Origin of the sequence: Citrobacter sp. Cpo103, assembly GCF_030332605.1 — a bacterium.
In the GTDB taxonomy this organism is placed as follows: Bacteria; Pseudomonadota; Gammaproteobacteria; order Enterobacterales; family Enterobacteriaceae; genus Citrobacter; species Citrobacter portucalensis.
Window position 1 is genome coordinate 586,549 of the sequence record NZ_JAOWHO010000035.1, and the last position, 26,287, is coordinate 612,835.

Here is a 26,287-nt window from a genome sequence, read left to right on the forward strand (position 1 = left end):
TCCACTGTCTTATCATAATATTTATAGAGGTAAGAGTTTGCGGGTTAGTCGCCTGAGACTCCCGCCTGTTTGCCGCGCCGTTTCTCAATTGCCCACTTGAGTAAGGCTGCGCAGCGGTAAAATCCGTGGGCAAATTTTCCGTAAGGAATGGTCAGAAAAAGCGCCATGACCACGCCGAGATGAATGGCCAGTAAAATAGCCATCCATGAGGTATCTCTTCCTGCCAGCAGCGCCAGACCGGTCAGACTGGTCAGCAGCAGCAGCAAAATAAAACCGCGATCCATCGGTTTTTGCCGGGCGTCGCCGTGTAGCGGTGAGCGCCTGAGATTAAGCCATAGCAAGCCAGCCGGGCCTACAACCAGGCCAATGCCACCCAACGTGCCCAGCATGACCGGAACGCTGAAGAACGGGTAGGGTGCTTCTATGCCGGCAAAGTAGTGATAGCCTGTTGCCACCACGGTGGCGGCAAAGCAGAGCAGAAAACCGTAGAAGGTGAAGTGGTGGAAACGGCGACGCATCAGGGTGAAAGCATCATCCGCTTCGTTACAACCTTTGCCATGGCCTCCATCGAGATACTTCAGCGTCAGCGCATTGTGTGAGGCTTCAGCAATCTCGGCGGAACGCGGCATGCCCGGAGAAATCTCGCGCCAGAAGCGGATCACGCCTGCCATCAGCAAACCGATCGCCAGAACAAAGACCGAACCAAACATCCAGGCCAGCAGGTTATGCGGGAAAATTTGATAGAAATCCCCGGCCAGCGGTGGATGTAATAGTGAACCTTTCAAACCTGTAGCGAGGAGTAAAAACAGGATCAGACCGAATACCAGCGCCAGCGTCACGGTTACGCCTGCGCGACGATATAGCGCTCCAAAAGCGGCGGGTTGCGCGTAGTGCTGATAGGTTTCAAGCCGGACTTCCGCCATCGCCTTCGGCACGTTGATGGCAAACTCATGAGGCGGGGCATACTGACAGGCGTGCAGGCAAGCGCCGCAGTTATGGCACAAGTTTGCCAGATAATTGATATCCGCTTTACCGAATTCCAGACGCTGAGTCATGGCCGGGAACACGGCGCAAAAGCCTTCGCAATAGCGGCAGGCGTTACACACCTGCATCACGCGTTCAACTTCCGCTTCCGGTTCGGTGATAATTTGCGCTTCGATGATCAGTTTCTCAAGCTGCTTCATGACGTGTCTCCTTACGTGCAGCCAGCGCGGCTTCTTTTCCGGCAATGCGGCCAAAGGTCGTGCCGATCGACATCCCCACGCCTGCGGTGTAACCCTTGCCCAGCACGTTGCCCGCCATCATCTCTCCGGCGACGAACAGGTTACGGCTTGGAAGCCCTGCAAAATGTACAGCGGCGCGTTCGTTCACTTTTAACCCAAGATAAGTGAAGGTGATTCCTGGCCGCAGGGCGTAGCCGTAGTAAGGCGGTTGATCCAGCGGTCGCGCCCAATGCGTTTTCGCGGGTAGCAAATCTTTAGTGGCGCAGTTATCCAGAACGGTATGGTCGAACTGACCTGGCTGGCAGGCGTTGTTGTACTCTGTCACGGTGTGGGTAAAGCGTTCGGCATCCAGTCCTAACTGAAAGGCCAGTTCAGCCAGCGTATTGGCCTGCGTGCCAGGAAAGACCGGAGGCATGAAGTGTCCGATAGCTTTACTGTCGATGATGGAGTAGCCAATCTGTCCTGGTTGTTGAGCGACCAGACGTCCCCAGATGGCGTAGCGTTTGGGCCAGAAATCTTCACCTTCATCATAAAAACGCTCAGCGTCCCGGTTCACCACAATACCGAGCGAAACGCAGTCCACGCGGGTGCAAATCCCGCCGTCATATAATGGCGCTCTGGCATCAATTGCCACACAGTGTGACTGGGAGGGATCGCCGATAATGTCTGCGCCAGCATCCATCATAAATTTGAGCAGTACGCCCTGATTAAAACGCGTGCCGCGAATCAGAAAGTTATCCGCAGGCCACTCGCCGCGGGCATTTTCCCCCCAGGCTTCGCGCAACCACTCCCGGTTAGATTCGAATCCGCCAGCGGCAAGCACGCAGGATTTCGCTGTGATACGCTCTTTGCCTGCCAGCGCCGCCACGAACTCGCCGTTGTGCAGTTCAAGCGCCTGCACCGGTGTGTTATAGCGGATTTGCACGCCCAGCTTTTCTGCGCTGCGATAATAGGCATTCACGAGAGCTTTACCGCCCCCCATAAAAAAAGCGTTGGTTCGCGCCACGTGTAGAGCGCCAGATAGTGGGGGCTGAAAATTGACGCCGTGCTGGCGCATCCAGTCGCGACACTGTGATGAGGTACGGATCACCAGACGCGCCAGGGCTTCGTTGGTATTTCCTTCAGTTACGCGCTGCAGGTCTTGCCAGAACTCCTCTTCCGGATAGCTTTCCACCAGCACATCCTGCGGCGCATCATGCATACAGCGCAGATTACGCGTGTGTTGGGAATTTCCCCCGCGCCATTCCCGGGGAGCCGCTTCGAGCAGAAGTACCGAAGCTCCTTGCTCCCGGGCGGACAAGGCAGCGCATAACGCGGCATTGCCACCACCAATCACCAGAACATCAACCATCGTATACTCCATCACCATTTAACCATTTGTTAAATTTGTAATTGAAATGTATACGCGCAGCTTGTGCGGGCGCTATGACGTAGTGCTAAACGGTACTTTAGTTATTGTAAAGGATGGCGCCAGGCCAGCTTCCTGCTTCCACCAGTTGATGCATCACTTTCGTCAGCACTACGCGGGCCGCGAGGCCTGCCGGGGTGAGTTCATCGTCTGAGAGACTCACCAGAAAGTTGGGGCGGCTAAGTATTGGATTGTGGACGCCGATCACTCTTAGCGTCTCTTTATCGAGATGGGAAATTGCCGCACCGGGCTGGAGAGTGGCACCAATGCCACTGCGCACGGCACGCATGAGTAGCGCCAGACCATCAATTTCCGTGGCGATCTCAATGTTCAGCGCGTGTTCCTGACAAATCGCTTCCAGCCTGCCGCGCAGACCGTGGCCCGGGCTTGGCATTATCAATGGGATACTTGCCAGCTGGGCTGGAGCAATATTGTCATCGGCAATATCAGCCAGTAAGGCATGAGTCCCAATCAAAAACAGCCGCTCTTCGAGAATCGGTATGGCGCTCCAGCGCAGGATCTTTTCTTTCTGAAACACGACAGCCAGATCAATCTGGCGGGTATTAATCATCCGCTCCAGATTGCCAGAGAGGCTTTCCACCACATGCAGACGGACATCACTGTAGCTTTCCTGCATGGCGTTGATAAACGGCATTCCGAGAACGGAAGCGGTACTGGGAGCCATGCCGACGCTGACGTGCCCGGAAAGTCGGGACTCGCGTGCGGCTAGGATCGCGTCGTCTGCGTGACGAAGCGCCAGCTGCGCCTGGGAGTAAAAAGCCAGCCCGGCGCTGGTGGGTGTCACGCCTCGTGAGGTGCGTTGCAGCAGGCGAATAGCGAGTTCGTTTTCCAGACGCGACATTTGCTGGCTGAGTGCCGAAACCCCGATATTGAGATCGAGCGCCGCGCTACCCATGCTGCCGGTTTCTACAATGCGCACAAAATAGCGTAGCTGGCGAAGTTCCATTTCGACTCTCCGGAAGGGGCAATTGATTTTTACATTAAAGCAACACAGGAGCGGAGGGAAGGGGAAAAGGGCAGGTAACGCCCATAAAAAAAGCCAACCGGAGGGTTGGCTTTTCAGAAAGCATTACATTATTTGCCGTCGTGGGCGTGCTCATCTTCGCGGCAATCGCCTTCGGCGCAGTGACCGTAAAGATAGAGGCTATGGTTAGTTAAGCGAATGCCATGTTTAGCCGCAATCTCACGCTGGCGCGCTTCGATGGAATCATCGCTGAACTCGACCACTTTGCCGCAGTCAAGGCAGATGAGGTGATCGTGATGATGCTGTTGAGTCAGTTCGAAGACGGATTTACCACCTTCAAAATTATGGCGGGTCACGATACCGGCATCATCAAACTGGTTCAGCACGCGATACACGGTCGCCAGACCAATTTCTTCACCCATATCGATCAGGCGTTTGTATAAGTCTTCCGCACTGACGTGATGGTTATCCGGTTCCTGAAGAACTTCCAGAATTTTTAAACGAGGAAGCGTTACTTTCAGGCCAGCCTTCTTTAATGCGGTATTGTTGTCAGTCATGCGGAATCTGTCCTGTAGCTAAACGATTCACTTCATTAACAGAAGTGACAGAAATTGCACTTGAGATAATGCGTATCATTATAGAACTGCCATGGCTAAATGAAAACTGCAAGTCTCTGGCATATATTGTTAATCAAAACGTGGTATCGCCGACAAACACACTGTGCAACACCCGATTGGCATCCAGCCATTGTACAGGGTCAGACGAAAAAGTTACAAATTTGTAGCAATTATTTTGATTGGTTTTATCTATTGATGCGGCGCAGATGGAAATCTACGCCGCACGAAATCAGGCATTAATGATTTCGTCGAGGTGCAGCTCTTCAGAGATCTGCTTAACCCATTTTTCTACGCGTTCTGCTGTCAGTTCTGGCTGGCGATCTTCATCGATAGCCAGACCGACAAAGTGGTCGTCGTCAGCCAGGCCTTTAGACGCTTCAAAGTGATAACCCGCAGTCGGCCAGTGACCAACGATGGTTGCACCGCGCGGTTCGATGATGTCGCGAATTGTGCCTAACGCATCGCAGAAATACTCTGCGTAATCTTCCTGGTCGCCACAGCCGAACAATGCAACCAGTTTGCCGTTAAAATCAATGTCTTCGAGGGTAGGGAAGAAGTCATCCCAGTCACACTGCGCTTCACCGTAGTACCAGGTTGGGATGCCGAGCAGCAGAATGTCATAACCTTCGAGGTCTTCTTTGCTACTTTTTGCAATGTCATGAACATCGGCAACGTCTTTACCAAGCTGTTTTTGAATCATTTTTGCGATGTTTTCGGTATTACCGGTGTCGCTGCCGAAAAAGATGCCAGTGATTGCCATGAGTTAAATAACCTCTTGAAACTTATTGAAATGGTGGTGGCGCATTGCCCACGGATAAGGGCAATCATAGCAGAACAGTCAGGCATGCGGAAACAGCAAACACGCAGGACTGCACTCTGTGCTACACGATTTATGATTTAGAGCAGAAATTCAGACTATGCCTGACCGCGCAATGTGCTGAGTTGGGTCATCAGCATCTCTTCGATGAGTTCACTGCGACTCATGTTGCGCGCCTCAGCCAGCTCGTTCAGAGCGTCAACGGCATCAGCGTTCAGTTTCAGTTCGACACGCTTAAGCCCGCGAACTTTATCGCGTTTAAGCTGATTACGTTTATTAATACGTAACTGTTCATCACGCGAGAGCGGATTAGTTTTGGGTCGTCCCGGGCGACGCTCCTGCGCGAACAGATCTAATGTCGTACGGTCCGTTTGTTCTTTGGCCATGATCTTGGTGACTTCGGGGAAACAATCAGCCAGGCGTCTGCCCGGATGGATAGCGCGCCATAATACATCAGCAGGGGTGACACGCCAACGCCCACGCGCGTAATCGCGCGCAGACGCTGAGTTTTTAATCAGTTAGCGTGTTCGTTCAGATAACGACGGATGGCGCGCAGCACCGCCTCCGGTTTTTCCGCATGCACCCAATGACCGGCTCCAGCAATAACATGCGCCCGAGCCTGCGGAAATTGCGCCAGCAGCTGTTCGCGATACGCTTCGGTAACATACGGTGAGTTGCCGCCAGGGATAAACAGCGCCGGGTGCTCCCACGCAGGAATGGTTTCCCAACCGACGATATGAGGATACTGATCCCACAGCACGGGAACGTTAAAACGCCATTCGCCGTCGACGAAAGATTTCAGCAGAAACTGGATTACGCCTTCCTCATGCAGATGCTGACGCATGACGCTGGCCGCCTGCTGACGCGAAGTGGCCTGGGCATCGGTTACGGCATTAATAGCGGTAAAGATCGCATCGTGACGGCGAACATGATAGTCGACCGGAGCAATATCAATGGCCACCAGTCGATCGATACGATCAGGAGCCAGCGCGGTTAACGCCATGACGGCTTTCCCCCCCATCGAGTGACCAATAAAGGTCGCCTTTTCTATTTGCTGAGCGTCCAGCGTATCCAGCAAATCTTGCGCCATGGCCGGATAATTCATCTCAGGGGAACGAGGGGAGAGGCCATGATTTCGCATATCGACCTGGATGATATCGTGATCGACCACCAGATCGCGCGCCAGGATCCCCAGGTTATCCAGACTGCCAAACAGGCCGTGAACCAGGACGATGGGAGAATTATTGTGCAGGTTTTGCGCAGATTGCGCTCGGATATTCAATTTCATGGCAAAGTTCTTTTTTTCACACTCACGGGTTAGGGTATCATGTTGACCATTCTGCCACATGGCTGCAACAACTACGGTTACTCTGAGTTTTGCTGGCCACCAGGCTTGACGCTATCCGCTGTTGGGATTTGCCTTTACACTACGTGTGTTTACCCCGACAACTTGTATTCAGCTAAACACTGCACTGGATTAAGATGAAAACGATTGAAGTTGATGATGAACTCTATAGCTATATTGCCAGCCACACCAAGCATATTGGCGAGAGCGCATCCGACATTTTACGGCGTATGTTGAAATTTTCCGCCGCATCACAGCCTGTCACTCCGATAGTCAAAGAAGTCCGCGCTGTGCAACCTGTCGTGGAAGCTAAGCCGGTTAACCCCGTAAAAGATAAAGTGCGCGCGATGCGTGAACTGCTGCTGTCCGACGAATACGCGGAACAGAAGAAAGCAGTAAATCGCTTTATGCTGGTGCTGTCTACACTCTATTCACTGGATCAAAACGCGTTCGCCGAAGCAACGGAATCGTTGCATGGCCGTACGCGCGTTTATTTTGCAGCAGATGAACAGACGCTGCTGAAAAATGGTAATCAAACCAAACCGAAACACGTGCCAGGCACGCCGTACTGGGTGATCACCAACACCAATACCGGCCGTAAATGCAGCATGGTTGAACACATCATGCAGTCAATGCAATTCCCCGCGGAATTGATTGAAAAGGTTTGCGGAACAATTTAATCCTTGCATTAGAAGGACCAGGCAATGGCAATCCACAACCGTGCAGGTCAACCTGCGCAACAGAGTGATTTGATTAACGTCGCCCAACTGACGGCACAGTATTATGTACTGAAACCAACAGCAGGGAACGCTGAGCACGCCGTTAAGTTCGGTACGTCCGGACATCGCGGCAGTGCAGGTCGTCATAGTTTTAACGAGCCGCATATTCTGGCTATCGCTCAGGCGATTGCTGAAGAACGTGCGAAAAACGGGATTACTGGCCCGTGCTATGTGGGCAAGGATACCCACGCGCTGTCTGAACCGGCTTTTATCTCTGTACTGGAAGTGCTGGCGGCGAACGGCGTTGACGTCATCGTGCAGGAAAGTAATGGTTTTACGCCGACCCCTGCTGTGTCGAATGCTATCCTGGTCCACAACAAAAAAGGCGGCCCGCTGGCTGACGGCATTGTGATCACGCCGTCCCACAATCCGCCGGAAGATGGCGGCATTAAATATAACCCGCCAAACGGTGGTCCGGCAGATACCAACGTCACCAAAGTGGTGGAAGACAGAGCCAACGCGCTGCTGGCTGACGGTTTGCAAGGCGTGAAGCGCATGTCGCTGGACGCTGCGCTGGCATCTGGCCATGTAACAGAGCAGGATCTGGTTCAGCCGTTTGTTGAAGGACTGGCTGACATCGTCGACATGGCGGCGATCCAAAAAGCGGGTCTGACGCTGGGTGTCGATCCGCTGGGCGGTTCCGGTATCGAATACTGGAAGCGTATTGCTAAGCACTACAACCTGAACCTGACTATCGTTAATGATCACGTTGATCAGACTTTCCGTTTCATGCATCTCGACAAAGATGGCGCAATCCGCATGGACTGCTCCTCCGAGTGCGCGATGGCAGGCCTGCTGGCGCTGCGCGACAAGTTCGATCTGGCCTTTGCCAACGACCCAGACTACGACCGTCACGGTATTGTCACCCCGGCGGGGCTGATGAATCCGAACCACTATCTGGCGGTGGCGATCAACTACCTGTTCCAGCATCGCCCGCAGTGGGGCAAAGATGTTGCCGTTGGTAAGACGCTGGTGTCCTCGGCGATGATTGACCGCGTGGTGAATGATTTAGGGCGTAAACTGGTCGAAGTGCCGGTTGGCTTTAAATGGTTTGTTGACGGTCTGTTCGACGGCAGCTTTGGCTTTGGTGGTGAAGAGAGCGCGGGGGCATCTTTCCTGCGTTTCGACGGTACACCGTGGTCGACCGACAAAGACGGCATCATCATGTGCTTGTTGGCGGCAGAAATTACCGCAGTGACCGGTAAGAATCCGCAGGAGCACTACAACGAACTGGCTGCCCGCTTTGGTGCGCCGAGCTACAACCGCCTGCAGGCAAGTGCGACCTCCGCACAGAAAGCGGCGCTGTCTAAACTGTCTCCGGAAATGGTGAGTGCCAGCACGCTGGCGGGCGACCCGATCACCGCACGTCTGACGGCGGCACCGGGCAACGGTGCTTCTATCGGCGGTCTGAAAGTGATGACTGACAACGGCTGGTTTGCCGCTCGTCCGTCCGGCACCGAAGACGCTTATAAAATCTATTGCGAGAGCTTCCTCGGTGAAGAACACCGCAAGCAGATCGAAAAAGAAGCGGTTGAAATCGTCAGCGAAGTGCTGAAAAACGCGTAAACCGTAGGCCGGATAAGACGCTAGCGTCGCTATCCGGCATGAATTAAAAAGCCGGATAGCTTTGTGCTGATCCGGCTTTTTTTATTCGGCTTAGATTCACGGCATAAACCGATAACCAATCCCGGTTTCGGTCAGAAAATGACGCGGACGCGCCGGGTCCAGTTCCAGCTTCTGGCGTAGGTGTCCCATGTAAATTCGCAGATAGTGACTGTGTTCGACGGCGTTCGGTCCCCAAACCTGATTTAACAGCTGGCGTTGCGTTAGTACCTTTCCGGCATTATTCAGCAGTACCGCTAACAGGCGAAACTCAATCGGCGTCAGATGAATCTCTTCATCACCACGATGTACGAGCCGGGCGGCGATATCTACTTTTACGTTGGAAAAATGCACCACTGGCTCGGGAGACGCGCCGCTGTTGTGGCGGCGCAATGCCACACGTAATCGCGCCTGTAGCTCGCCAATACCAAAGGGTTTACTGAGATAGTCATCGGCGCCGGCATCCAGAGCGGCGATTTTATCGCTTTCTTCGCTGCGGGCTGAGAGCACAATTACCGGTATCGCGCTCCATTGTCGCAGGTCACGAATAAAATCAATGCCGTCACCGTCCGGCAGACCGAGATCGAGAATGATGAGATCGGGTTTTCGCGTGGCGGCTTCCAGCAGACCACGTTGCAGCGTTTCTGCTTCATATACACGCAGACCATCGGCTTCCAGCGCGGTACGCAGAAAGCGACGGATAGCCTGTTCATCTTCAACAATCAGTACGTTCGTCACATATCCTCATGAAAATCTTCAAGTTCAGGGGGGATTTCCTGGGGCAGTGTAACACGGAAACATGCTCCTCCCTGTGCGCGATTGTGGACGGAAATCGTACCGCCGTGCACGTCCACAATGGCCTGACAGATTGCCAGCCCCAGCCCAACGCCCGGTACCGATGACTCTTTGTTTCCCCGGGAAAACTTGTCAAAAACTCGCTGCTCCATACCCGATGGAATGCCGGGGCCATTATCCCAGACGTCCAGTTGCAGGTGCTCGCCATTGACGCTGGCATCAATACCGATTTGCGCCGCTGGACCTGCGTATTTAACGGCATTTTCTAGCAGATTAATCAGCACCCGTTCAAAGAGTGGGCCATCGACGTGGATCAGCGTCAACGGTGCTGGTAGCGACAAATTAATAGGAGCAGAGAGTCCTGGCTCCAGCATCTGCAGGGCGCTGCCGACCACCTCTTCCAGTGTTAACCACTCCTTCTTAAGATTAAAGCCGCCGGACTGAATTCGCGCCATATCCAGCAGGTTATTAACCAGTCGGGTCGTATTAAGGACGTGCTGGCGAATCTCACTGGCCTGGCGCGCGTGCGGCGATCCTTCGCTTGCCAGATCCAACGTTAAGATCTCTGCCTGACCAAACAGCACCGTTAGCGGCGTACGTAAATCGTGGGAAAGGGCGGCGAGCAGCGCGTTGCGAATGCTTTCGCGCTCGCTGGCAAACCGGGCCTGCTCTTCGCTGGCGGTTAGCGTCAGACGCTCCAGCGCACTGGCGACCAGTAAAGTGAAAGTTTCCAGCAGGCGTTGCTGTTCGGGGATCATCAGCTGGCGTAAATTTCCCGGTTCCACAACCAGCAGCCCATGCGTTTTGTCGGCACTTTTTAACGGTAAAATTTGATACGGCACTCCTGGCAACGTGTCAGTACCTGCGCCAGCCGGTTGCCCTTTATCAAAGCTCCATTGGGCAATGGCATCATCCCACGGTGTCATGCCTTGTTGATGGGTGAGAGGGGCCAGCTTACCGTTCTCACCGGGCAGTAAAACCTGGCTGCGGGCCTGGAACGTTGAGGCAATAAACTGTTCGCTGGTGGCAGCGATATCTTGCTGACTCCGTCCGACGGCCAGCGCTTTCGACATCTCATACAAATGGCGCGTACGTTGTTCGCGATAACGGGCTACCCGCGCCTGATAACGCACTCCGGCGGTAAGATTACCGATTACCAGCCCTACCGTTAGCATCACGGCGAAGGTGAGCAGGTACTGGACGTCGGAAACGGCCAGCGTGCCGCGTGGAGCAATAAAGAAGAGATCGAAGCTGGCGACGTTAATAAAAGTTGCCAGCACCGACGGCCAGCGTCCGTAAAAGAGGGCGATAACCACCACGCCTAATAAATAGATCATCACCAGGTTGGCGGCGTCAAAGGCCATCAACCACTGCATGGCAATCAACGTAATGATGGCGCACAGCGCGACGGCAACCACACAACCCTGAATTTGTACCCGCCATTTATCCTTAAAGGTGCGGTTATCTGCAGTTTGTAGCACAGGGCGCGAAGGTGGCTCATCGAGCGCAACGATCATCAGGTCGAGATCCGGTGCGCGATGGGCCAGTCTGTCAGCAAAAGAATCACTGCGCCACCAGCGTCGTGTAGCCGGACGTCCGAGGACAATTTTTCCCAGATTATGCTCACGGGCGTAGCGGATTACAGCCTTGTCTTCAGCGGGATCGGAAAGGGTGGCGGTTTCTGCACCCAGCTCCTGGGCTAACCGCAGAGCGCTTAAAATTGCGCGGCGCTGTTTTTCGGGCAGCCGGTGCAGCGCTGGCGTTTCGACATACACTGCATGCCAGACGCTGCCGAGGCGCGCTGCCAGACGCGCGGCAGCACGCACCAGCTTTTCGCTGCCGGTATTGTGTCCAATGCACAGTAAAATGGCGTCACGGGTATGCCAGACTTTTTCTTCCCCCGGACGCCCTCGCCAGGCACGCATCTGATCGTCAACCCGATCGGCCGTGCGGCGCAGGGCCAGCTCACGTAGCGCGATCAAGTTCCCTTTGCGAAAGAAATGCTCGATGGCTCTTTCCGCCTGACCGGCGATATAGACCTTGCCTTCGTTCAGTCGTTGGCGCAAATCGTCGGGGGGAAGATCGACCAGAACCACATCGTCGGCGGCATCGAAAAAAGGATCGGGGACGGTTTCGCGAACCTGAATGCCGGTGACGCCGCTGACCACATCATTGAGGCTTTCCAGATGCTGCACGTTGACGGTAGTAAAAACGTCAATACCGGCTTCGAGCAGCTCTTCAATGTCTTGCCAACGCTTAGGGTGGCGTGAGCCAGGCGCATTACTGTGCGCCAGTTCATCCATCAAAATGAGCGCCGGACGGCGGGCCAGCGCCGCGTCGAGATCGAACTCGCTAATATGACGACCATGGCGCGCCTGTCTCTTTAGCGGCAGGATGCTGAGACCGTCCAGCAACGCGGCGGTCTCTTTGCGTCCGTGGGTTTCCACCACCCCAATCAGCACATCTAACCCCTGCGCCCGCAACCGTTGGGCCTCTGCCAGCATGGCCCAGGTTTTACCGACGCCTGCACACGCGCCGAAGAAAATTTTCAGTTTTCCGCGGTGCGGGGCAGCGGTCTGCTCCAGCAGGCGATCGGGGTCGGGGCGTAAGGGTTCGTTATGCATGTCCTTTTTCTCAGTGCTTATCCAGCGCTAAATTAAGTTCTACCAGGTTCACCACCGGCTGGCCGATAAAACTGACCAACGGCTTTTGCGTGTATTGTGCAACCAGGCGCGTGACCTCTTCAACGCTGAGGTTGCGAGCCTGCGCCACGCGGGGGATTTGCCAGGCCACCGCGGCTGGCGTCAGATTGTTATCCAACCCGCTGGCAGAAGCCGTTACCAGCTCTACCGGAACGATAGGATTTGCCTGCGGGTTAGCAGCACGCAGTGCGGTTATCCGGCTTTGCAGCTGTTTATCCAGTTCCGGATTGCTGGCTGCCAGGTTACTGCCGCCTGAAGCCATTGGATTATAGGGCATTTCTGCTGTAGCTGACGGACGTCCCTGAAAATAACCGGCCGCGGTAAAATGTTGCCCAATGAGCGCAGAGCCGCGAACGACTTGATCTTCGCGTAGAAGCGAGCCGTTAGCCTGGTGGGGAAACCACCACTGCCCCAACGCGGTGGTCAACAACGGGTAAGCTCCGCCGGTGATAAGCATCAGGAAAATCAATGTTGATAATGCAGGACGTAATCCACTCATCTGAAACCTCACACCAGACCCAGTAGGGTCAGCAGTAAATCAATTGCTTTGATACCGATAAACGGCACAACCAGACCACCCAGACCATAGATCCACAAATTACGGCGCAGCATTGCGGATGCGGATAACGGTTTGTAGCCCACGCCTTTAAGCGCCAGCGGGATCAGTAAGACGATAACCAGCGCATTAAAGATAACCGCGCTGAGGATCGCCGAGTCCGGCGAATGCAAGCCCATCACGTTAAGCGCATTGAGCTGCGGGTAGGTGGCGGCGAACGCGGCCGGGATAATGGCGAAATACTTCGCCACGTCGTTGGCGATACTGAAGGTGGTCAGCGAACCACGCGTCATCAGCATCTGTTTACCAATGTGCACCACTTCAATCAGCTTGGTGGGGTTAGAGTCGAGATCCACCATGTTGCCTGCTTCTTTCGCCGCTTGGGTCCCGGAGTTCATGGCGACCGCCACGTCGGCTTGCGCCAGCGCCGGGGCGTCATTGGTTCCATCGCCGGTCATCGCCACCAGACGACCTTCCGCCTGATACTGACGAATCAGCGCCAGCTTGGCTTCCGGCGTGGCTTCAGCTAAGAAGTCATCTACCCCGGCTTCTGCCGCAATCGCGGCGGCGGTCAGGCGGTTATCGCCGGTGATCATCACCGTTTTGATGCCCATTTTGCGTAGTTGGGCAAAACGTTCTTTGATTCCGCCTTTTACGATATCTTTCAGGGCAATCACGCCCAGCACGTGGGAGCCTTCGGCAACCAGCAGCGGCGTAGCGCCAAGGCGTGCGACGTTTTCGACCTTCTGCTCCACGTCGGCAGGGAAGTGGCCGCCGTTGGCTTCGACGTGACGACGAATAGCATCGACCGACCCTTTGCGGATCATGCGGTTGTCGATGTTGATCCCGCTCATTCGGCTTTGGGCGGTAAACGGTACAAAGGTGGCGTGCAGCGATTGCACGTCGCGAATACGCAGATTAAAGCGCTGTTTTGCCAGAATCACGATACTGCGGCCTTCAGGGGTTTCATCGGCCAGTGATGAAAGCTGCGCGGCGTCGGCCAGCGTCTTTTCATCCACCCCTTGGGCGGGCAAAAAATCTGAAGCCTGGCGGTTGCCCAGCGTAATGGTGCCGGTTTTGTCCAGCAGCAGTACGTCCACGTCACCCGCCGCTTCCACTGCACGTCCGCTGGTGGCGATGACGTTCGCGCCCAACATGCGGCTCATCCCGGCGACGCCAATAGCAGAGAGCAACCCACCGATGGTGGTGGGGATCAGACACACCAGCAGGGCAACCAGTACCGTGACGCTAACCGCGCTACCACCCCAGGCGGAAAACGGCCACAGCGTGGCGGTCGCCAGCAGAAAAACGATGGTCAGGGCTATCAACAGGATCGTCAGGGCGATTTCATTCGGCGTTTTACGCCGCTGCGCGCCTTCAACCATGGCGATCATCCGGTCGAGGAACGTTTCACCAGGGTTTACGCTACATTCGATCACCAGCCAGTCGGAGAGGATGCGGGTCCCGCCGGTGACGGAGGCGAAATCACCACCGGATTCACGAATGACCGGCGCGGATTCACCGGTAATGGCGCTTTCATCCACCGATGCGCCACCTTCGATGACCTCGCCGTCACACGGGATAATATCGCCCGCTTCTACTAACACGATATCTCCTTTGCGCAAATCCTCCGCCGGAACGTGATCCATGGCGGCACCGTATTTCGGTTCGCGGAGTTTGCGAGCAAAAGCGGTTTTTTTAACTCCTTTCAGACTGTTAGCCTGAGCCTTACTGCGTCCTTCCGCCAGCGCTTCGGCAAAGTTGGCGAACAGAACGGTAATCCACAGCCACAGACTTATCGCGCCGGTAAACCACGGATTGCCTTGCATATGGCCTGTGGCCATTGCCAGCGTTAACAGGGTTGTCAGCAGACTGCCCAGCCAGACGATAAACATCACCGGATTGCGCCACTGGGTATGTGGGCTTAATTTTTTCACGGCGTCCATCAGCGCCTGTGCGACCAGAGAGGGTTCGAACAGCGCCAGTTGCTTGCGACTCATAGTCATGTGCTCCGCATCACTCAGTGTAATGACAGGTATTCTGCGACCGGGCCAAGTGCCAGGGCAGGAACAAAGGTGAGGGCGCCAACCAGTAACACCGTACCGATTAACAACCCGACAAACAGTGCACCGTGAGTAGGCAGCGTGCCAGGGCTTGCTGGCTGGATCTTTTTACTGACCAGCGATCCGGCAATTGCCATCACGGGAATGATCACGCCGAAACGGCCGAAGAACATGCACAGGGCCAGCAGACAGTTCCAGAACGGGCTGTTGGCGCTTAATCCGGCGAAGGCGCTACCGTTGTTGTTCGCGGCAGACGATACGGCGTACAACACTTCGCTAAAGCCATGTGGACCAGGATTGAGCATGGCGCTGCGCCCGGCATCGCTCATCATCGCTATCGCCGTACCGAGCAGTACCAGCGCAGGGGTGACCAGAATCGCCAGTGCAGTCATTTTCATTTCACGCACGTCTATTTTCTTACCCAGATATTCCGGCGTGCGACCAATCATCAGGCCCGCGATAAACACCGCCAACAACACGAACAGCAGCATGCCGTACAGGCCCGAACCGACACCACCGAAGACCACTTCGCCAATCTGCATTAGCCACATCGGCACCATCCCACCCAGCGCGGTGAAGGAGTCATGCATCGCATCGACAGCGCCGCAAGATGCCGCTGTCGTCACGACGGAAAAAAGACTCGTAGCCAGCACGCCAAAGCGGCTTTCTTTGCCTTCCATGTTGATATTACTGTCTGTACCGAATGCCATCAGGTGCGGGTTGCCTTGAACTTCGGCCCACATCACCACGGCTACGCAGACCACAAATATCAGCGACATGGCCCACAGCAGGGTCCGCCCCTGGCGACGATCGCCAACCACATCACCAAAGGCAAAACACAGCGCGGTAGGAATTAAGAAAATGGCCAACATCTGTACCAGATTGGTCAACGCGGTAGGGTTTTCAAACGGATGTGATGAGTTAGCGTTAAAGAACCCGCCCCCGTTAGTGCCAAGCATCTTAATCGCTTCCTGTGAGGCGACGGGCCCCATCGGCAGCAGCTGTTTCACCCCTTCAAGGGTAGTAATGGGCTGATAGGGCAACACGTTTTGCAGCACACCTTGCTGAATGAAGAACAACGCAATGAGCAATGCAATGGGGAGCAGGATCCACAGCGTAATGCGAACCAGATCGACCCAGGCGTTGCCCAGCGTGTTCATACTCTGGCGAGTAAAGGCACGAGCCAGGGCAAAAATCACCGCAATCCCGGTTGCCGCTGACAGGAAGTTCTGCACGGTCAGCCCGACCATCTGGCTGAAGTAGCTTAAGGTGGTTTCGCCAGCATAGGATTGCCAGTTGGTGTTGGTGACAAAACTTACCGCCGTGTTGAGCGCTAAATCCCACGAAAGCCCAGGTAGCTGTTGCGGATTTAGCGGCAGCAGGTTTTGCGCCATCAGCATTGAAAACAGGACCAGCAACCCCAGCACATTGAGCGCGAGGATCGCCAACAGATACTGCCGCCAGTTCATCTCCTGCTGCGAGATGCCCAGACCGCGCCAGAGCAGATGTTCCACGCCAGCCAGGCCCGGCAGGGACGTATTATTGATCAGCCGAGCCAAGCCAAAACCCAGCGGTCTGGCGATGATAAACAGTACCAGCAAGAAACTGGCAATGAGTAAAAATCCTTGGGCCGCCATCAGAACGCCTCCGCATTAATCAGGGCATACACCAGATAACCTAATAATAAAAAGACCAGCACAATGCCGGTTATCACGCCTGCACTCACGGTGCACCTCCAGTGGCATAAATGTGATAACCAGAGCGTAGATTTTTGCTTGCAAAGATTTCGCAAAAATCAGTGGGAGGGGTGTAAAAAAAGTATAAAAATGGCAAAGACCATTATTTAACTAATGATTAGTATTAATTTAACTTTTATGTAACTTAATTACGGTTTTTAGCTAAACGGAGCATCAATAGATAAAAATAAGTGGTCGGATGAGTAGCAAAATTACACACAAGGCGGTATTATTTTCATCAGTTAACCAAGTTTATTTTTCCGGTGCGATTCACCGAACAGATATATGGGAGAGGATTATGGACTTTTATAAAGAATATCCAGCACACATTGTTTTCTTGCGCCGTACCTTTGCCGTTGTGGCGGGCGTGCTGGCGCTGCCGGTCATGTTGTTCTGGAAAGACCGCGCCCGTTTTTACAGCTATCTGCACCGCGTCTGGTCCAAAACCAGTGATAAACCGGTGTGGATGGAGCAGGCTGAAAAAGCCACCTGCGACTTCTATTAAGTTGTCGTTATTGTTCAAGAAAACCGCTAACAGCAATGTGGCGGTTTTTTTATACGCCGACGTCTACACTTATCTGAGTAACGGATAAGGAGTGGCGATGAGCACGAGAATTCCTGTTGGTATCCGCACCTGTCTGACCACAGAAGCGAGTGAGGCACCTCAGTTCGACGAAAATACATTAATACGTGTTTACGCTTTGCATGAATTGCACCGCCTGCGTCAGCGAAAATTAACGCGGGGCGCATTAATTGACTATCATACTCGCTACAAACTGGTACTACTGGCGCATTCCCAGCCAGAGTATCGGGAGCTTGGCCCCTTCGTTGCCGCAATCCATGAATGGCAAGATCTCGATGCTTTTTTTACCGAGTATCGCCTACGATTGACCCATCTGTTATTAAATCCTGCTACCCGGCGTAACCATACCAATGTATTGATGCACGTGCAGGGCTATTTCCGTAATCAGCTCGATCTGCGTCAACGTCAGGAATTGACCTCGATAATCGATAACTATCGACGCGAGGCGCAGCCGCTACTTGCACCCTTAATGCTCCTCAAACACTATATGGCTGAGCACCCGAACACCTGGTTGTCCGGGCAACGTTATTTTGAACTCTGGCCTGCGATTTGGCGTTTACAGGGCAATGATTAATTTTTATCAGGGAGTGTTATGACCACGCATCTGGTCTGGTTTCGGCGTGATTTGCGTCTGCACGACAATCTCGCGCTGGCGGCGGCTTGTCGGGATCGTTCTGCACATGTACTCGCGCTCTATATTTCCACGCCTGAACAGTGGAAGGCGCATGATATGGCCCCACGTCAGGCGGCATTGGTTAACGCGCAGCTGAACGCGTTGCAAACGGCGCTGGCAGAAAAGGGCATCCCGCTTCTGTTTCATGAAGTTGCTGATTTTGCGACCAGTGTGGAAACCGTCAAAAACGTCTGCGTACAGCATGGCGTCAGTCGAATATTTTATAACTATCAATATGAAATAAACGAACGCCAGCGTGATGTTGCCGTCGAAAAGTTATTACCTCAGGTGGTGTGCGAAGGGTTTGACGACAGCGTGATTCTGCCTCCGGGGGCGGTCATGACCGGTAATCACGAGATGTATAAAGTCTTTACGCCGTTTAAAAATGCCTGGCTGAAGCGGATAAAAGACGGGATCCCAGAATGTGTCAGTGCGCCGAAGGTGAGAGAAAGCGGTGCTCTTGACTCTCCATTAACATCCATCTCGCTGAGCTACCCGCAGCAGGATTTTGATACGCAGCAATTTCCGGCAGAAGAAAAATTGGCCATCGTGCAGTTACGCCATTTTTGCCAGCAGGCCGCCGGAGAATATGAACAACTGCGTGACTTTCCGGCGATTGACGGAACCAGTCGATTATCCGCAAGCCTGGCGACAGGAGGACTATCACCGCGCCAGTGCCTGAATCGACTGCTCGTGGAGCAGCCGCAGGCGCTTGAGGATGGGGCAGGTAGCGTTTGGTTGAATGAGCTTATCTGGCGTGAATTTTATCGTCATCTAATGACTTACCATCCGTCGCTGTGTCGGTATCAACCTTTTATTCGCTGGACCGATCGCGTGCAATGGCAGAATAATCCGACGCATTTGCAGGCCTGGAAAACAGGGAATACGGGCTACCCCATTGTGGATGCGGCCATGCGTCAGCTTAACGCAACGGGCTGGATGCATAATCGTTTACGCATGATTACCGCCAGTTTTTTAGTGAAAGACCTGCTGATCGACTGGCGTAAAGGCGAACAGTATTTTATGTCGCAACTGATCGATGGCGACCTGGCGGCCAATAACGGCGGCTGGCAATGGGCAGCCTCAACCGGAACCGACGCCGCACCGTATTTCCGTATCTTTAACCCCACGACGCAGGGCGAAAAATTCGACCGTGACGGTGAGTTTATCCGCCAGTGGGTGCCGGAACTGCGCGACGTGCCGGGTAAAGCCATTCATGAACCGTGGTCGTGGGCTGAAAAAGCGCAGGTGACACTAAGTTATCCTCGCCCGATTGTGGATCATAAACAGGCGAGGCTGGCGACGCTGGCGGCATATGAGGCGGCGCGTAAGGGATAAGCGCGCAGCGGATTTCTGCGTAATACCTTCCAGCAGATCTGCAAAAACATATCCGTCAGCGGGATTTGATGGGGCTGGTAGATCAACTGGCCACGCTGTTACTTACAGGGTGCGCTAATGACACGCAACTACAGGCGATGTTTAATTACATCCTGCAATCCGGCGATGAATCTCGCTTTAATGAATTTATACAAGAGATGGCGCAACGGATCCCCCAACATAAGGAGAAGCTGATGACGATTGCCGAGCGGTTACGCTTAGATGGATTACAGGAAGGGTTGCAGCGAGGCAAACGAGAAGCCGCATTACGTATAGCGCAAACTATGTTGGAGCAGGGAATAGATCGCAACATGGTGCTTCTGGTTACAGGTCTTTCTGAAGAGGAGTTGACTGCCAGCCATGCGTAATTCCTGAAAAAAAGCCCGAATCAGATTACATCATCGGGCCCCTACACTCAGGATTCTACCGCCAGTGAACGGTTTCTGAACTTAAGCGACTGGTACAGCCAAATCATCAGCACCAGCACCACACAGGCCAGCGCGCCCCAGGTAATTTCACTAAAGACATCAATATAGGCATTGATGGAGTAGTTGATAGCGCCCGCAGCATCAAACGAGCCTTGTGAGGTCTGATCGGCGATAACGCCTGCCAGGTAGTTGGCGATGGCACCGGAAAGCAGCATATAAATGCCGGTTAATACGCCGGTAACACCAGGGATCTCAATACGCGTAATTTGTGACATTGCCACCGGATCGATAAACAGTTCGGCAAAGCCCATGACCGCCAACCCAAGTACCATCAGCGGCATCGAAGAGTGGCCGTAAGCAGCGGACCAGCGAGCGCTCAAGGTTAGAATACAGAACCCAGCGCTCATTAAGCCGAGGCCAAGGGCAAATTTACCCCAGATACGTACGGTACGATTGCCACTCACGCTTTCTTTGACTACCCACGCCAGTACGATACCGCACAGCATAACGGCAAAAGCGTTAACCGACTGGAACATCGCGGTAGGGACGGAATACCCCAGAATATCGCGGTTAACGAAGCGGTCGATATACAGGCTGATCGAGCTGCCGCCCTGTTGAGCAAAGGCCCAAAACAACAGGCTGAAGAAGGTCAGCGTGACGATAAGCCCCAGCTCTTTGCGTTGTTTCTGCGTCTGTGCCTGGCGATAAATCTTCGCCAGAACTGCCAGACCAATAATGGTGGCAACAATCAGTGCGTAAACGGACCACTCTTTCCAGAACAGCACGGTAATCAGCAGCGGTGCGGCAACCAACAAAACTAACAGCCAGGCCCAGTTTGGCAGAATAAAGGTTTTAGCACACAGAACGGCCTTGTTGACGCCGGTGGTGTGGGCGAAATGGCGATTACCACATAAGAATATCACCAGCCCTGCCAGCATGCCGATGGCAGCCAGCGCAAAGCCCATCGCCCAACTGTACTCTTCCTGCACGTATCCGCAGGCAATTGGTGCGATGATCGAACCGATGTTACCGGCGGCGTAGAGCAGAGAGAATCCACCATCGCGACGTGGGTCTTCAGGTTGATATAACTCGCCAAGCAGGCAACTGATATTTGATTTAAACAGACCGTAACCGCAGACAATTATCGCCAGCGACAAATAGAGGAACGCCGGGGCCATTTCACTGGCACCCAAAACCAGATGCCCCACCGCCATTAAAAATGCGCCGATCATCACCGCCATTCGATTGCCGAGCACTTTATCGGCCAGGTATCCCCCGAGAATAGGGGTGACATAGACCAGCGAGCAGTAGGCGCTGAACAGTTCATATGCGTGATTATCGTTGTACTTAAGCTGGTTAGTGAGATACAGGATCAGCAGCGCACGCATGCCGTAAAAACTGAAGTATTCCCAGATTTGTAGCGCGACAACGTAGTATATCGCCCGTGGTTGAGATGCTTGTTTATTCATTATTTTCTCGAAGTAAATGCCTCGCGACTGGCTGAACGTGCTGCGCGAGTGTGTTTCCTTAAAGTTGTAACTTTGATACAGATCTGATTATTTTTGCAATATGCTGTCTGATTGCATAAATATACATGAATTAGATCGCGTAGTGGTAAGCAAATCACGTTCAAAGCGGGTGTGATTGTTTCTTTATGTGTCAGTGAAATGGCTATCGACGAACGCAGGCGGGGACGCTATTTTAACCTAAGCTGTGTTGCTGATTGGGCAGGCAGAAATGATGACTACGAGGACGATGATGAAAAACACCGAACTGGAACAACTGATCAACGACAAACTAAACAGCGCCGCCATTAGCGATTATGCGCCGAATGGTTTGCAGGTTGAGGGCAAAGAGACGGTGCATAAAATCGTGACCGGTGTGACTGCAAGCCAGGCATTGCTGGACGAGGCGGTACGCCAGCAAGCGGATGCGGTTATCGTTCACCACGGTTATTTCTGGAAAGGCGAATCTCCGGTTATTCGCGGCATGAAGCGCAATCGTCTGAAAACGCTGTTAGAAAATGATATCAACCTGTATGGCTGGCACTTGCCGCTGGATGCACACCCGGAATTGGGGAATAACGCGCAGTTGGCCGCGCTGTTAGGAATCACCGTGATGGGTGAAATTGAACCGCTGGTGCCATGGGGCGAACTCTCCATGCCGGTTCCGGGGCTGGAGCTGGCATCGTGGATTGAAGCGCGTTTAGGTCGTAAACCGTTATGGTGCGGTGATACCGGGCCGGAGAAAGTTCAGCGCGTTGCCTGGTGTACCGGGGGGGGGCAAAGTTTTATTGATAGCGCAGCCCGATTTGGTGTCGACGCCTTTATTACCGGTGAAGTCTCTGAGCAAACCATTCACTCAGCCCGCGAGCAGGGGCTGCATTTTTATGCTGCCGGTCACCATGCGACCGAACGCGGTGGCATTCGCGCATTAAGCGAATGGCTGAATGAAAATACCGATCTGGACGTAACCTTTATCGATATTCCTAATCCAGCGTAATAAAAGAGGGATGAAAGTGCAGCGAGCGCGTTGTTATCTGTTAGGTGAAACGGCGGTGGTTCTTGAACTGGAGCCCCCCATCACGCTGGCGACTCAGAAACGCATCTGGCGTCTGGCTCAGCGTTTAGTTGACGCCCCGAATGTGCTTGAAGCTATTCCGGGAATGAACAATATCACGGTTACCCTGCGCGACCCGCAAACACTGGCGCTGGATGCGATTGAACGCCTGCAGCGCTGGTGGGAAGAGAGCGAAGCACTGGAGCCGGATTCACGCTTTATTGAAATACCTGTGACCTATGGTGGTGAGTTTGGCCCTGATCTGGCAGAGGTCGCCCGACACAGTGGATTAAGCGACAAGCAGGTCGTAGAACTTCATGCGTCAGTTGACTATGTGGTGTGGTTTATCGGTTTTCAGCCGGGATTTCCCTATCTCGGGAGCTTACCTGAACAGCTGCATACCCCCAGACGTGCGGAACCGCGTTTGCTTGTTCCGGCAGGTTCTGTCGGTATCGGTGGATCTCAAACGGGGATCTACCCGCTTGCCACACCCGGTGGGTGGCAATTGATTGGGCGTACCTCCGTTTCGTTATTTGATCCAAAACGGGAGGAGCCGATTCTGTTACGGGCTGGCGATACCGTGCGTTTTGTCCCGCAGAAGGAGGGGATATGTTAAACATCATCCGCGCTGGCATGTACACCTCAGTACAGGACGGGGGACGCCATAGTTTTCGTCAATCCGGAATTAGTCACTGCGGCGCGCTGGATAAACCGGCGCTGAACGTGGCTAACCTGCTGGTGGGTAATGATGCGAATGCCGCAGCGCTGGAAATCACGCTGGGGCAACTGGTGGTGGAGTTTGAAGCCGATGGCTGGTTTGCCCTGACCGGTGCCGGATGCGAAGCGCATCTGGATCGAACTCCCGTATGGAGCGGATGGCGGTTACCGGTAAAAGCCGGGCAGCGCCTGACGCTAAAACGCCCACTTCATGGCATGCGCAGTTATCTGGCGGTAGCGGGCGGTATTGATGTTCCCGAAGTGATGGGCTCGCGTAGTACCGATCTGAAAGTGGGCATTGGTGGGTTTGAAGGGCGTCTGCTGCGTGATGGCGATCGACTGGCGATTGGCGTATCGACCCAGCAATTCAGCGGGGCACAAGGTGTAAAACAACTGATGTGGGGTAATCTCATTCGCGCACTGCCCGGCCCTGAGTATCAGGAGTTTGATGAGGTATCGCAGGCCTCTTTCTGGCGCTCGCCGTGGCAGCTTAGCCCGCAAAGTAACCGTATGGGGTATCGTCTTCAGGGGCAGCCGCTGACGCGCACGACCGATCGCGAGCTGCTGTCGCATGGTTTGCTCCCCGGCGTGGTGCAGGTTCCGCATAATGGCCAGCCAATCGTGCTGATGAACGATGCTCAGACGACGGGTGGCTATCCGCGCATCGCCTGTATTATCGAGGCAGATATGTATCATCTGGCGCAGATCCCGCTCGGTCAGCCGATTCATTTTGTGCAGTGTTCGCTGGAGGAAGCGCTGAAGGCGCGGTACGACCAGCAGCGTTATCTGGAACAGTTAGCATGGCGACTTAACAATGAAAATTGATCTCAATGCAGACCTCGGTGAGGGATGTGCGAACGATGCAGCGTTGCTGCAATTGGTGTCATCGGCCAACATCGCCTGTGGGTTTCACGCCGGCGATGCGCAAACTATGCTCTCAAGCGTGCGTGATGCGTTAAAAAATGGTGTGGCGGTAGGCGCGCATCCCAGCTTTCCGGATCGGGAAAATTTTGGTCGTAGCGCCATGACTCTGCCTGCACAAACGGTGTATGCACAGACGCTGTATCAAATTGGCGCGCTGGCTGCCATCACGAGGGCAGAAGGTGGCGTGATGCGCCATGTCAAACCGCATGGCATGCTCTATAACCAGGCGGCGAAAGATCCTCAATTGGCCGATGCGATTGCGAAAGCGGTTCATGCCTGCGATCCGTCGCTGGTTCTGGTCGGGCTGGCGGGAAGCGAACTGATTCGCGCTGGAGAACACTATGGCTTGATAACGCGTCAGGAGGTTTTTGCCGATCGGGGTTATCAGGCCGATGGCAGTCTGGTGCCACGTAACCAGCCGGGCGCACTGATTGAGGATGAAGAGCAGGCGCTGGCGCAAACGTTAGAAATGGTGCAATCCGGCAGAGTAAAAAGCCAAAGTGGAACATGGGCAAGCGTGACCGGCCAGACGGTATGCATTCATGGGGATGGCGAGCACGCACTCGCTTTTGCCCGTCGCTTGCGTAGCGCCTTTAATGCATGCAATATTGAAATTGGTGCATAAGATTTACCATACAAAACAACAATATATTACACAACAACATATACGGGAATGAATTATGGGAGAGGTGATATCTCTCTGGCCATTGACGGGGATCGCCGTCATCGTGGTCGGATTTCTTTTACGTTTTAATCCGGTATTGGTGGTTATTATTGCCGGGATCGTCACGGGACTGGCGGCGCATATGCCGATCGCCACCATCCTCGAGAAGCTGGGTGAAGGTTTTCTTAACACCCGCAACCTGCCGTTTATCCTGCTGATCCCGCTGGCGGTTATTGGCCTGCTGGAACGCCACGGACTCAAAGAGCGTGCTCAGGCGTGGATTGCTAAAATCCGCAGTGCCACCAGTGGCCGTCTGCTTATTGTCTATCTGTTCATTCGCGAAGCGACTGCTGCGTTAGGGTTGACCAGTCTGGGGGGGCATCCGCAGATGGTGCGCCCGCTGCTGGCGCCAATGGCGGAAGGGGCCGCCGAGAAAAATCACGGCGAGCTACCCGGCGCGGTTCGCTATCGCCTGCGCGCAATGTCAGCGGCGACCGATAACGTCGGGCTGTTTTTCGGTGAAGATATCTTTGTTGCCTTCGGCGCGATCATATTCATGCACAACTTTATGCTGGAGTCTGGTGGGATCCAGACCGAACCGCTGCATATCGCCTTGTGGGGGATCCCAACGGCAATTTGTGCTTTCCTGATCCACGGCACGCGTTTGTGGCGTCTGGATAGCTATTTGCAACGTGAGGTGGCGAAAGCGAATGCCGCAGCGAAAGGGGAAGCGAAATGAATTTTCAACAAAGCTATCTCTACTGGCTGGCAGGTGCGGTATTACTGATTGTGGCGCTGATGTCCTGGCAGGACAAAGCAAACCCGCGCCGCTTTACCACAGGCCTGTTTTGGGGCATATATGGCGTACTGTTTCTGCTTGGTGACTGGACATACTCGCTGTTTGGCGATAAACGCGCAGTGCATATTGCCGTCGGCGTTGCGGTGGTCGTGCTGGCCCTGATCGCGGGTTTTGGCGGTGTGAAGCTGGGAAGCTACCATCAACGCACGCAGCAACAGCGCGAAGAAAGCGCCAGCCGCCTGGGCAACCACCTGTTTTTCCCGGCATTAGCGATCCCGGTGGTAACGGTCATTGGCGTACTGATGTTCAACCATATTCCGGGCTTACAGGATGCGCTGTTCGGGCCGGGTAATCACGCCACGCTGGTAACGCTCTTTTCAATGACAGCGGGCTCGTTGATTGGTCTGGCGATGGCGATAAAAATGACCCATGAGCGGGTGCATCAACCGATTCAGGAGGCACGCCGTCTGCTGGACTCCATTGGCTGGGCGTTCATTCTGCCGCAGATTCTGGCTACGCTTGGGCTGCTGTTTACAGCGGCGGGTGTGGGTAGCGGCATTTCATACCTGACGCAGGAATATCTGGCGGTGGATAGTCGCTTTATCGCGGTGGCGGTGTACACCATCGGCATGGCATTGCTGACCATGGTTATGGGTAATGCGTTTGCTGCTTTCCCGATCGTGACCGCTGGGATTGGTATCCCAATCCTCGTACTGCAACACGGCGGCAACCCAGCGGTAATGGCGGCGATTGGTATGTTCTCCGGCTATTGCGGGACGCTGATGACGCCGATGGCGGCGAACTTTAATATTGTTCCTGCAGCGTTGCTGGAACTACCGGACAAAAATGCGGTGATTAAAGCGCAGGTGCCAACAGGCGTACTGCTGCTACTGGTCAACGTGTTCCTGATGTATTTCCTGATGTTCCTGTAAGGA

26 protein-coding genes and 1 pseudogene are annotated in these 26,287 nt (G+C 54.1%); 12 read left to right on the plus strand and 15 right to left on the minus strand.

Features of this window, described 5'->3' with window-relative positions; all coding sequences use genetic code 11:
- Positions 1 to 44: 44 nt before the first annotated feature.
- From tcuB to ybfF, 8 genes are all read right to left on the minus strand, one after another.
- A complete protein-coding gene (gene tcuB / locus OGX89_RS19295) occupies positions 45 to 1,184 on the minus strand; it encodes a tricarballylate utilization 4Fe-4S protein TcuB (protein WP_126955850.1) in 1,140 nt (379 codons plus the stop codon).
- Entirely contained in the window at positions 1,171 to 2,574 is a 1,404-nt protein-coding gene (tcuA, locus tag OGX89_RS19300) for an FAD-dependent tricarballylate dehydrogenase TcuA (RefSeq protein ID WP_126955849.1), read from the minus strand. The genes tcuB and tcuA overlap by 14 nt, the downstream gene beginning before the upstream one ends.
- A 97-nt stretch (positions 2,575 to 2,671) precedes the next feature.
- Complete coding sequence (tcuR, locus tag OGX89_RS19305; RefSeq protein ID WP_003831357.1) at positions 2,672 to 3,598, minus strand: tricarballylate utilization LysR family transcriptional regulator TcuR; 927 nt, start codon at positions 3,596 to 3,598, stop codon at positions 2,672 to 2,674.
- 128 nt (positions 3,599 to 3,726) lie between these two features.
- Positions 3,727 to 4,173, minus strand: coding sequence for a ferric iron uptake transcriptional regulator (gene fur, locus OGX89_RS19310; RefSeq protein ID WP_003022836.1), 447 nt, complete (start codon positions 4,171 to 4,173; stop codon positions 3,727 to 3,729).
- A complete protein-coding gene (locus tag OGX89_RS19315) occupies positions 4,166 to 4,252 on the minus strand; it encodes a ryhB-regulated fur leader peptide (protein ID WP_100247215.1) in 87 nt (28 codons plus the stop codon). The genes fur and OGX89_RS19315 overlap by 8 nt, the downstream gene beginning before the upstream one ends.
- Positions 4,253 to 4,462: 210 nt before the next feature.
- On the minus strand, positions 4,463 to 4,993 hold the full coding sequence (fldA, locus tag OGX89_RS19320) for a flavodoxin FldA (protein ID WP_003022839.1): 531 nt from the start codon (positions 4,991 to 4,993) through the stop codon (positions 4,463 to 4,465).
- A 155-nt stretch (positions 4,994 to 5,148) separates the two neighbouring features.
- Positions 5,149 to 5,436, minus strand: a complete 288-nt coding sequence (ybfE, locus tag OGX89_RS19325) for a LexA regulated protein (protein ID WP_003831362.1) — start codon at positions 5,434 to 5,436, stop codon at positions 5,149 to 5,151.
- A gap of 128 nt (positions 5,437 to 5,564) precedes the next feature.
- Positions 5,565 to 6,338, minus strand: a complete 774-nt coding sequence (gene ybfF / locus OGX89_RS19330; RefSeq protein WP_126955848.1) for an esterase — start codon at positions 6,336 to 6,338, stop codon at positions 5,565 to 5,567.
- A 194-nt stretch (positions 6,339 to 6,532) separates the two neighbouring features.
- Between ybfF and seqA the strand changes: the two genes are divergently transcribed.
- Together seqA and pgm are read left to right on the plus strand one after the other, a co-directional pair.
- Entirely contained in the window at positions 6,533 to 7,075 is a 543-nt protein-coding gene (gene seqA, locus OGX89_RS19335) for a replication initiation negative regulator SeqA (protein ID WP_003022848.1), read from the plus strand.
- Between the two features lie 24 nt (positions 7,076 to 7,099).
- Entirely contained in the window at positions 7,100 to 8,740 is a 1,641-nt protein-coding gene (pgm, locus tag OGX89_RS19340; RefSeq protein WP_126955847.1) for a phosphoglucomutase (alpha-D-glucose-1,6-bisphosphate-dependent), read from the plus strand.
- A 96-nt stretch (positions 8,741 to 8,836) separates the two neighbouring features.
- On the opposite strand, the gene kdpE is transcribed toward pgm, so the two are convergent.
- The 6 genes from kdpE to kdpF are packed head-to-tail and all read right to left on the minus strand — an operon-like array spanning position 8,837 to position 16,618.
- Entirely contained in the window at positions 8,837 to 9,514 is a 678-nt protein-coding gene (gene kdpE / locus OGX89_RS19345) for a two-component system response regulator KdpE (protein WP_003831369.1), read from the minus strand.
- A complete protein-coding gene (kdpD, locus tag OGX89_RS19350) occupies positions 9,511 to 12,195 on the minus strand; it encodes a two-component system sensor histidine kinase KdpD (RefSeq protein ID WP_003831370.1) in 2,685 nt (894 codons plus the stop codon). The genes kdpE and kdpD overlap by 4 nt, the downstream gene beginning before the upstream one ends.
- A 10-nt stretch (positions 12,196 to 12,205) precedes the next feature.
- Positions 12,206 to 12,772 (minus strand): potassium-transporting ATPase subunit KdpC, encoded by a 567-nt coding sequence (kdpC, locus tag OGX89_RS19355; protein WP_126955846.1) that lies wholly within the window; start codon positions 12,770 to 12,772, stop codon positions 12,206 to 12,208.
- An 8-nt stretch (positions 12,773 to 12,780) separates the two neighbouring features.
- Positions 12,781 to 14,829, minus strand: coding sequence for a potassium-transporting ATPase subunit KdpB (kdpB, locus tag OGX89_RS19360; protein ID WP_126955845.1), 2,049 nt, complete (start codon positions 14,827 to 14,829; stop codon positions 12,781 to 12,783).
- Between the two features lie 20 nt (positions 14,830 to 14,849).
- On the minus strand, positions 14,850 to 16,529 hold the full coding sequence (kdpA, locus tag OGX89_RS19365; protein WP_063940696.1) for a potassium-transporting ATPase subunit KdpA: 1,680 nt from the start codon (positions 16,527 to 16,529) through the stop codon (positions 14,850 to 14,852).
- Positions 16,529 to 16,618 carry a K(+)-transporting ATPase subunit F gene (gene kdpF / locus OGX89_RS19370; protein WP_001670793.1) on the minus strand — a complete coding sequence of 30 codons (90 nt, stop codon included), beginning with the start codon at positions 16,616 to 16,618 and terminating at the stop codon, positions 16,529 to 16,531. The genes kdpA and kdpF overlap by 1 nt, the downstream gene beginning before the upstream one ends.
- 308 nt (positions 16,619 to 16,926) lie before the next feature.
- On the opposite strand from kdpF, the gene OGX89_RS19375 reads away from it, so the two are divergent.
- The 4 genes and pseudogenes from OGX89_RS19375 to OGX89_RS19390 form a co-directional block, all read left to right on the plus strand.
- Positions 16,927 to 17,133 (plus strand): YbfA family protein, encoded by a 207-nt coding sequence (locus OGX89_RS19375; protein WP_003022870.1) that lies wholly within the window; start codon positions 16,927 to 16,929, stop codon positions 17,131 to 17,133.
- A 97-nt stretch (positions 17,134 to 17,230) separates the two neighbouring features.
- The gene (locus OGX89_RS19380) at positions 17,231 to 17,785 is read left to right on the plus strand and encodes a DUF1722 domain-containing protein (RefSeq protein WP_003831377.1); all 555 of its coding nucleotides are present in this window, start codon (positions 17,231 to 17,233) and stop codon (positions 17,783 to 17,785) included.
- Between the two features lie 18 nt (positions 17,786 to 17,803).
- Positions 17,804 to 19,222: a deoxyribodipyrimidine photo-lyase gene (gene phrB, locus OGX89_RS19385; protein WP_003831379.1), complete on the plus strand. Its 1,419-nt coding sequence runs from the start codon at positions 17,804 to 17,806 to the stop codon at positions 19,220 to 19,222.
- Positions 19,223 to 19,260: 38 nt separating this feature from the next.
- Positions 19,261 to 19,629, plus strand: a pseudogene (locus tag OGX89_RS19390) (Rpn family recombination-promoting nuclease/putative transposase); the annotation flags it as partial.
- Between the two features lie 47 nt (positions 19,630 to 19,676).
- On the opposite strand, the gene dtpD reads toward OGX89_RS19390, so the two are convergent.
- Positions 19,677 to 21,158: a dipeptide permease DtpD gene (gene dtpD / locus OGX89_RS19395; protein WP_126955844.1), complete on the minus strand. Its 1,482-nt coding sequence runs from the start codon at positions 21,156 to 21,158 to the stop codon at positions 19,677 to 19,679.
- A 289-nt stretch (positions 21,159 to 21,447) separates the two neighbouring features.
- Here dtpD and ybgI point away from each other — a divergent pair, with 289 nt between their 5' ends.
- Genes ybgI through OGX89_RS19425 form a run of 6 tightly spaced genes read left to right on the plus strand, consistent with a single transcriptional unit; the run spans position 21,448 to position 26,284 of the window.
- On the plus strand, positions 21,448 to 22,191 hold the full coding sequence (gene ybgI / locus OGX89_RS19400; RefSeq protein ID WP_003831390.1) for a radiation resistance protein YbgI: 744 nt from the start codon (positions 21,448 to 21,450) through the stop codon (positions 22,189 to 22,191).
- A gap of 16 nt (positions 22,192 to 22,207) precedes the next feature.
- On the plus strand, positions 22,208 to 22,864 hold the full coding sequence (gene pxpB / locus OGX89_RS19405) for a 5-oxoprolinase subunit PxpB (RefSeq protein WP_003831391.1): 657 nt from the start codon (positions 22,208 to 22,210) through the stop codon (positions 22,862 to 22,864).
- The gene (gene pxpC, locus OGX89_RS19410; protein ID WP_126955843.1) at positions 22,858 to 23,790 is read left to right on the plus strand and encodes a 5-oxoprolinase subunit PxpC; all 933 of its coding nucleotides are present in this window, start codon (positions 22,858 to 22,860) and stop codon (positions 23,788 to 23,790) included. Before pxpB ends, pxpC begins: the two co-directional genes overlap by 7 nt.
- Positions 23,780 to 24,514, plus strand: coding sequence for a 5-oxoprolinase subunit PxpA (gene pxpA, locus OGX89_RS19415; RefSeq protein WP_126955842.1), 735 nt, complete (start codon positions 23,780 to 23,782; stop codon positions 24,512 to 24,514). Before pxpC ends, pxpA begins: the two co-directional genes overlap by 11 nt.
- A 55-nt stretch (positions 24,515 to 24,569) precedes the next feature.
- Positions 24,570 to 25,292: a DUF969 domain-containing protein gene (locus OGX89_RS19420; RefSeq protein WP_126955841.1), complete on the plus strand. Its 723-nt coding sequence runs from the start codon at positions 24,570 to 24,572 to the stop codon at positions 25,290 to 25,292.
- On the plus strand, positions 25,289 to 26,284 hold the full coding sequence (locus OGX89_RS19425) for a DUF979 domain-containing protein (RefSeq protein ID WP_126955840.1): 996 nt from the start codon (positions 25,289 to 25,291) through the stop codon (positions 26,282 to 26,284). The genes OGX89_RS19420 and OGX89_RS19425 overlap by 4 nt, the downstream gene beginning before the upstream one ends.
- The last annotated feature ends 3 nt before the right edge of the window (positions 26,285 to 26,287 follow it).